This window comes from Hydrogenobaculum acidophilum (genome assembly GCF_054656715.1).
In genome coordinates this window covers 1-7,822 of the sequence record NZ_BAAHXP010000026.1, presented here as the reverse complement: position 1 = coordinate 7,822, position 7,822 = coordinate 1, and the positions used below count along the sequence as shown (strand labels likewise).

Annotated in this window: 7 protein-coding genes; 2 read left to right on the top strand and 5 right to left on the bottom strand. The window is 34.0% G+C overall.

Going from position 1 to position 7,822, the window contains the following annotated elements:
• Positions 1-975: 975 nt before the first annotated feature.
• A complete protein-coding gene (locus tag ACYQZV_RS08690; protein WP_459895174.1) occupies positions 976-1,446 on the bottom strand; it encodes a tetratricopeptide repeat protein in 471 nt (156 codons plus the stop codon).
• Positions 1,447-1,922: 476 nt separating this feature from the next.
• Here ACYQZV_RS08690 and ACYQZV_RS08685 point away from each other — a divergent pair, with 476 nt between their 5' ends.
• Entirely contained in the window at positions 1,923-2,288 is a 366-nt protein-coding gene (locus tag ACYQZV_RS08685) for a hypothetical protein (protein ID WP_459895171.1), read from the top strand.
• Between the two features lie 28 nt (positions 2,289-2,316).
• Here the strand turns inward: ACYQZV_RS08685 and ACYQZV_RS08680 are convergent, their stop codons facing one another.
• Positions 2,317-3,315 (bottom strand): Rpn family recombination-promoting nuclease/putative transposase, encoded by a 999-nt coding sequence (locus ACYQZV_RS08680; protein WP_459895169.1) that lies wholly within the window; start codon positions 3,313-3,315, stop codon positions 2,317-2,319.
• Positions 3,316-3,693: 378 nt separating this feature from the next.
• On the opposite strand from ACYQZV_RS08680, the gene ACYQZV_RS08675 reads away from it, so the two are divergent.
• Positions 3,694-5,106 (top strand): hypothetical protein, encoded by a 1,413-nt coding sequence (locus ACYQZV_RS08675; RefSeq protein WP_459895166.1) that lies wholly within the window; start codon positions 3,694-3,696, stop codon positions 5,104-5,106.
• 423 nt (positions 5,107-5,529) lie between these two features.
• Here the strand turns inward: ACYQZV_RS08675 and ACYQZV_RS08670 are convergent, their stop codons facing one another.
• The 3 genes from ACYQZV_RS08670 to ACYQZV_RS08660 all read right to left on the bottom strand — a co-directional run.
• Entirely contained in the window at positions 5,530-5,841 is a 312-nt protein-coding gene (locus ACYQZV_RS08670) for a hypothetical protein (protein WP_459895164.1), read from the bottom strand.
• Positions 5,842-6,475: 634 nt separating this feature from the next.
• Positions 6,476-7,174, bottom strand: a complete 699-nt coding sequence (locus tag ACYQZV_RS08665) for a hypothetical protein (RefSeq protein ID WP_459895162.1) — start codon at positions 7,172-7,174, stop codon at positions 6,476-6,478.
• On the bottom strand, positions 7,137-7,822 hold a 686-nt coding region (locus ACYQZV_RS08660; RefSeq protein WP_459895159.1), incomplete at its 5' end, for a hypothetical protein. The genes ACYQZV_RS08665 and ACYQZV_RS08660, both read right to left, overlap by 38 nt.

The following is a 7,822-nucleotide window of genomic DNA, read 5'->3' as shown; positions in this document are numbered from 1 at the left end:
TAGGGCGTCCATTAACCGCATCTTTACTCTCTCAAAGGCTAAGTGTTAAGTGGTATTTACCCTAGCGTCCTTCACTCCACTCGCGTTAACGAGCTTCATCGCTACTACGACGCCTCCGCCACCACGACTCACCGGCTTGTCCTACAAAGTAGGTTTTCGCCGACTATGGAGAGTTTCCCAAACTCACTCCATAGTTCTCTCATCCTTACGGACAGAGAGCTAACCATTTCTGGCTCGTGGCTTCCCGTAGTAAGGATACAATGGTTTTCGTGCAGGGAGAACAGCCTCTCCAACCCTACTTGCTATCTCTTACGAGAGTCTTCTACCCCTCACCCAGGGACGCACACCGGAACTTCCCGGGCTAGACAAAAGCCTCTTTACTAAAGCTGGTTGAGAACTAAAAGTTGATGAGAAAAGGCTTTTTCGCAAGTAGAATCTTCAGCGAGACTTCACAGCAAAGCTGTTTGTCCTATGCACTCACCCTAGCCATCGCGTTAGCGATGACACTTAACGTCAGACTCTATGCAACAATAGGTTTGGGCCTATTGAGGCACTACTGACGCGGTGGGCAGACCGGGGACAGTCGCCAAGGGAATTTCACCCTCGCCATTGTATCCTATACGGCGACCGGTATGACAGAATAATTTTCTTTCTTTTCTAATTGTCAATGCTGGTTGAGAATTAAACGTGGCTATAGACCGTGAAGCTTTCACCCCACAGGCCTAGCCCCAAACCGGACAGGCAGCTCTTAACCGCATCCGGCTTTCAAGCAAATACCACTCTTCGTGTGTCCCTAACCACACGAAAACTTAGCCTAAGAGAGACTGGCAATATGGCCAACTCTCTAATAGTGTATTTTATGTTTTTCTTTTAGATTTGTCAAGAGTTTTTAGGATAGGATATTGAACTTATACAAAGTAAATCATAGAAATATTGTTTTTTTTTAAAACCATATTTACGCTTATCTCTAAGCTTTTATTTACCTATAACCTTACAAGCTCTATTTCGACCTAGCTTGCAAGCTAATTTATAAAATTTATAAGCTTCATCTATGTCAGCTGGAACCCCTTTACCATAGTTATAACTTTTACCAAGATTATAACACCCCATACCATCACCCATCTTACAAGCTTTTTCAAATAGCGTAGCTGCTTTTACATAGTTTTGTGGTACGCCTTGGCCATATTGATACAAAAGTCCAAGATTACTACACCCAAGACCACTACCCATCTTACAAGCTTTTTCAAATAGTGTAGCTGCTTTTACATAGTTTTGTGGTACACCTTGGCCATGTTGATACAAAACTCCAAGATTATTACATCCGAGACCACCACCCATCTTACAAGCTTTTTCAAATAGTGTAGCTGCTTTTACATAGTTTTGTGGTACACCTTGGCCATTATAATACAAAAGTCCGAGATGGAAACATGATGAACCATTATCCATCTTACAGGCATTATAACACTGCTTAACATCATTTTTAGTTAAGCAATCATGCTTTGCTATTGCTCTTTCAGAGATATTGCTAATTGCATAAGAGCTGACAAGCAAAAATCCTACTAATATAAATATAAAAATTAATTTTTTTCTCATACCAACTCTCCGTATAAGATTTTTAGATATTATATCATAGAAAATATTTAAGTTTACTCTGCATCAAGGTGTTTATAGCTTAACTTAAGATTATTCACTTACTATGCTAATCTGATTTTATTCCCTTTCATCCCCCATTAACATAAAAATAATTATGTTAACAAGAGTATAAAAACATTGATAGACAAGGATTATATCATTCAATCATGCTTGTACGTCATTGATTCTGTATATTTGCCACATATATGCTGTATATATGCCGACGCGTGTGTACATCAATATGTATATTTACCGTACATAAACCGTAATATTAACGTATAATAAAACCAATGGAAGAAAAGAAGAGAAGAAAAGATTTTAGGTTTTCAGAACAAGTGGCTTCTGAGCTTCAAGAAATAGCATCTATATTAAATATAAGCGAGACAGAAGCCGCCAGCAGGGCTATACATTCTTTTTACTTACAATTAAAAGGGGAAGAGGAAAAAACTACTCAAGGGGCTATAGTGCCGTTCGCTGAATATCAAAAACTAAATGAGCAATTTAGACAAGTTATCTACAAACTAGGTGAGATGCAAGGAAAACTAGAAGAAAAAGAAAACATTATTAAAATGAAAGATGAGCTCATAGAAGAATATAAATCAAAAATATCTGAAAAAACTAAAGAAAGGAAATTCTTTTGGAAATTTTGGAAGTAAACTTAACCATTGTATAATCTAAATAAAATCACGCTTTATCCATCAATCTCATAAACTCATCTAAAGAAGCTACCTTCTTAGCTTGATTTTTAAGATAATCCACAAATTCTAAGTCATTTATACCATCAAGCCTATTCTTAATCTCATCCAGTCCATCTTCGCCAAATCTTATACTTAGGATATCAATAATAGCTTCTCTTTTACCTTTTATTTCACCTTTTATTTCACCTTTTAACTCACCATACTGTAAAGCCTCTTCCAATATATTCATAACCTCTTTACCTCCTGATGGTATTGAAGATAATATACTGCTAATTTCATTGAAGTCAATGCTCAAAGCTCTTTTTATCTCCGTTGTATATAAAACCTTGATTTCAAAACCGTTTGTATGTAAGAATATCTCAATTAGACCTTCCTTAATAGGCAATTCTTGGATAATTGTCTTCATAAGAATAAGATAAGGGTATATTTCTAGGTCTTTTCTTATAGATTCTATTTGCTCTAGGCTTAATGTTTTCGGAGTATGAAGGAGAAAGCTTAACCTAAAGACTATATCTTTTAGCTCATCTGGTAAAGACACGTTTTCAATAGTAGAAGTAGGTAGATTCCAATCTTGTCTACCCACATAGACAACCATAGGAACTATATTAGGGAACTTACCTGTTTTCCTGTAAACCTCTTGAAATCTTGCATAGATGTAAGATAAAAGTTGAAGATAGATATCTTTATCTGGAGCTGATTTGTGTTCTAGGATAAAGTAAAGGTCTATGCTTTCTTCTGTATCCTTTAGCTTAACTTCAAAGGCCACATCCAAGTGTCTTTTTTCACTCTCTAAGAGGTTATATTTTTCAGTGTCTAGTACCACTAAAGTATCAAAATCAAGGTATTTTGCAATCTGCGGATAGGATAATTCTAAGAAGGTCTTTATGTTTTCCTTATCCTTAAAGACTGTTTTGAATAGATTATCTGATGATTGAATGTTTTTTAGTTTCTCAATGGCATTTTTAATCTTATCTTTTTCATCCATAGGGATATTATATCTGAAGATGGGTCTGGAAGATTAGTTGGTTTATATAAAACCATTGACAATTTACAAGAATAATTATATCTTATTGGTTAAGGGAAAATTTTTTTATGAGATCATCGATGAGAGAGCGGGTTTTACAAAAAGAGCTTGAAAGAAGAGCAAAAGAAAAGCTCTTCTTGTAGCACCCAATTTTATAGCATCGATGGTCTCATAAATTTCCCTACACCGGGGAGTTCTCTCCCCGTTTACACTAATTATCATGTTACTAACTTTCTTTCCAGAGATAGATTTGTTTATAACAATCCAATTAAAACCTTTACCAAAATTGAGCTCTCAAGTTTTACAGGTTATAAGGCGCAAAGAGCTTATCTATTCCAATTGTTTACTCGTAACGGTGAAAGTGTAGGCTATCCTGTAGCCACTTATGTTGTTAAAACAAAAAAGACATTAAAAAAACTTTTGCAATCGGCCAAAGAAAATAACTTGGTAGTTCTTTATCTTCCAAATCCGGTAAGAATTCCAAAAGGTTTCTGGCAAGCTTATAAGGGAGCAAAGACTCGTTTTGAGAAAAATGATGTTATAAAAACCCATGGCCTACTTAAAGATAATAGGATTTTTGCGCTTGAGAGGATAGTGATTGATATTGATAGTGGTTTTGAAGTTGCTTATCAGGCTTGGTCTTATCTCGGAATACCAGCTGACATCTACATAACAAAGTCTAATAGATTTAGAGCAATTATCAATATCAAGCCCAGGTTTTTTGATAAGAAGGTAATCTATCCATCCCTAGATAAGGTAAATAAGTTTAACGGCAAAACCAACGAAGAAATGCTAAGAGAAATGATAAAGATATTCTCTAAGTTTTTTGAACTGTATGGGCTGAACTTTGATAGAACGTTCTTTAGGGTAAATCATCCTATCATCTTAGAGAATCAACAGATTGGTGCTGGTTATAGATTAGTACAAGGAGCAACAGAACAGATAGACTTTTTTGAGTTATACAGGAAGCTAAAGAAACTTAATATTGAGCTTAAGGATAAAGAGCAACGAAAAGAAGATGAACAAAACAAAAAGAAAGAACATCCAGTAAAAATCCCGCCGTTCATGAAAGATAAACTTATAAACTTAGAAGAGCTTTATTCTTTAGCTGTAAAGACATTAGCCCAAAAACACTCCAATTACAGATTTACTAGAGTTATGCTACCAGCTGTAGGATGGGCTAAGTATCTTAACTTAGATGAAAGCTTTGTATATAATTTATTAAGAGAATGTTTACCTGATAAGACGAACTTTGACGAAGACTTTGCAAAAGCTTGGAAGTATGCTAGAGAAATTGAGTTTATAGCAGAAGATATAAGCTATCTATCACAAACTTATGAAAGCTACTCTAACAGGGTTTTAGAGCTTCTTTCTTATGGCCCACTTACAAGACAACAACTTCTGCAAGATGTATTTAACAATCAAAAATGGTTATGCGATGCTGTAATGAATTTCTTAAATAAAATTGGAGCAGTTTATTTTGTTAATAAACCAAAAGAAGGAAAAGGTCGTCCAGAAAAAATATTCTTCTTAAGTAAGAAAAAGAAAAGAGCCAATAAGTCAAAAACAGATAATCAAAATCCAAAATCACAGCTTATATACAAGCTACGCAAACGCAAAGATAGAAAAAGTAAAAAAGTAAAAAATAGAAAACTTAGATTCTTTATAATCATAGTAGTTCTTCCAGAAAACATTCTTTACGAAAAACGACCCGTTAAAATCTACATTCTTATCTCAAGGTTTATTAAATAAGCTTTATTAGCTTATTTATTTTTTTTATAGCTATTACATAAATAAAAAGGGATTGTTCTGTCTAAATCATAATTTTTTTGTGTTAAAAATAGCTTTTTCATGTTATATATCATATTTAGTTTTCAATAAACACAACATTTTGAAACATTCTTAGATTTATCTTTTTTATTTTAGCCTTAATAATAACTTTTTTCCTTCTAGGATTTCTGGTGGTGGTTGGTAAAAATAAAATTTAAGTTTTTTTTAATAGAATAGTAATATAGTATATTCTGAAAATAAAAATTACTATCTGTTATACTTTTGTATATCTATTGTAGTATATGTAGATATGATAAAATTATATGATATATGTTGTTTGAAAATTTATTGGTGTTAATTCTTACATGTTGATAGAGAGTTAGAAAGACATGTGTAATTCTTCTTTTATTCTTTCTCTTCTTCTTCTTTTTGAATCTTCTTGATTTCTGTTGCTGGAGTATGTATATGGAGTATGAGGTTTTGCGATACTGATAATATGTCAACTTTTACTTCGTGTTGTGTTCCAATAATTGTAGCGTTTATTAGGTGTATGAAACCTGATTGTGCTTTTACAAGAGTTCCAGCGTAGCGGATACTTCTTCCTTGAATTGTAACTTTCTTACCAAGATACAAAGCTTCTAATGGATTTTGAAATTTATCTTTAGCTTCTTCTGATTTACCTTTTTCCTTTACATTTGTTGCTTTACCTTTTTCCATAGAATTATTTTAGCATGCTTTCATATCTAAAACTAAAAGAATGGATGTAGTTAAGTAGGCCATATATTCTTATTTTCTAAATTTTATCCCTCTTTCCATTGCTACACAATAGACTTTTGGCATTTTTGCTTACGATACATCAATGTTTTGCGGGCATAAAAATTAAGGAAGGTGGAATAGTACGATTTTGATGTTTTGGTGCCAGCAAGCCCTTGTCTGGTAAGGAGTTTTTGAGGTAGTTTTCAAGGGGTTAGAGAAAATTTTAAGATATGCTCATTAGCTATCAAGTTAATACTATAAGAACTTGGGGCTCTGCTCCCTAACTCTTTTGCTTGGGAGACTAAAATGTCTGCTAAGAACCCCTTGTGTGGCGAGGACGAAGTCCTAAACTACATGCTAAATTAATCAATTTAGAATTCAAAAAATTTTGACCGATGTGCATATTATAATGTGTACCCATCTCCGAAAAACTCCTTGATTTTCTTAGTGTTTTTTCCATAGTTTTCCGACGACACAGGGGGATTTGGGGACACATTATACACTCTCTTATGACAGACAACATATAGGCAAACAGCATTATAGAGTATGACAAATAGCATTTTTATTGCCTTATTTCCTTTGATTTATTTGGATTTTATAGCCGTTTTTTGAGTGCTTCTAAGATTTCTTGCTTATCTTTCCTTTTTCTAATGCATTTTATAACCTCATTTGTACTCATCTTATTACAGAGAATAGCCCTTCCTTTTTCTTCATGAACGTTTAGCTTACCTAGTTCTTCTTGGAGTTTTAGTACTTCCTTAGTAAGAGCAACTGCTCTCTGGGAATACTCATTTAGTAGCTTGTTTTTCTTGTCAAGTTCTTCTTTAAGAGCCTTCTCACGTTTACTTACGTTCTTCAGAGCTTCAACATACTTTTTCTTATACTCAACTAGTGCATCAATAAAGTATTTAACTCTTTTTGCAAAAATCTTTGCATTACTACTTAACTCAATATTTCCATGATGCACTATATACCTACTCATTCCGATAAGAACGTATTCAACTTGCTTATCTTCACACTCAGTATATACATCAACATAAGGGAAGTCAGACAAAAGATTGCTGACAGTCTGATAAGCATCCATAAAGCGATAGTATTCTTTCACAATTTCAGACAGCATTTCTTCTTTTCTTTTGAGTTCTTTCTCTTTTTTGTATAACTCCGACCTTATTTCCATAAGCTCTCTTTCTTTTTCATTAAGCTCTCTTTCTCTTTGCTGGAGATATGCCCAAGTACGCTCTCTTTTCTTACTATCTTCAAATAGCTTTTCTATCAGGCTGTCTATTAACCACATAAGGCCTCCATTGAAGCTTAACTAAGTACTTATCAATCTTTTTCATAGCTTGGTCTTTCTTATAGTGAAGAACTGTAGTTAAGAATCTAAGAACTATCTTCTTTACTTTCTTATCGTAAGCATAGCGAGTCTCTTGGTAAACAAAGACATCATTACAAAGTTTAAGTAGCATCTTAGTATAACGATTAACGAAGTACATATACTCTCTAATACCTTTCTTATGCTGAGGATAAAGGTAAGCATTCTCAGAATAATGTTCTATAGCCTTTATAACATCACGAACATAATCTCTATTGATTTGACAACGTATCCTTTTGTATTTTTCATCCCACACAAGAATAACAGGGACAAGATAAAGGGGCTTTTGCTTAATATCTACTAGTTTGTACTCTCCAATAGCAGGCTTTTTACAAAGAATAATGGTTTCATTCACGGTTCTAAAGACTCTATAGACTCCCCTTTTCTTTCCTGAGAGATTTATCTTCTCATCACGAGGAAGAACAAGGCCATACTGGTAGCTATTCTTCTGAGAGAGAGCTCTCAGTAGTACATCGTAATCTTCTCTTGAGTAAAAATAAACTTCCATAACACTCTCCTCATAAATTTTTAGGGGAGAGAGTGGCCTATTAAAGGCCTGATGCTGGACGT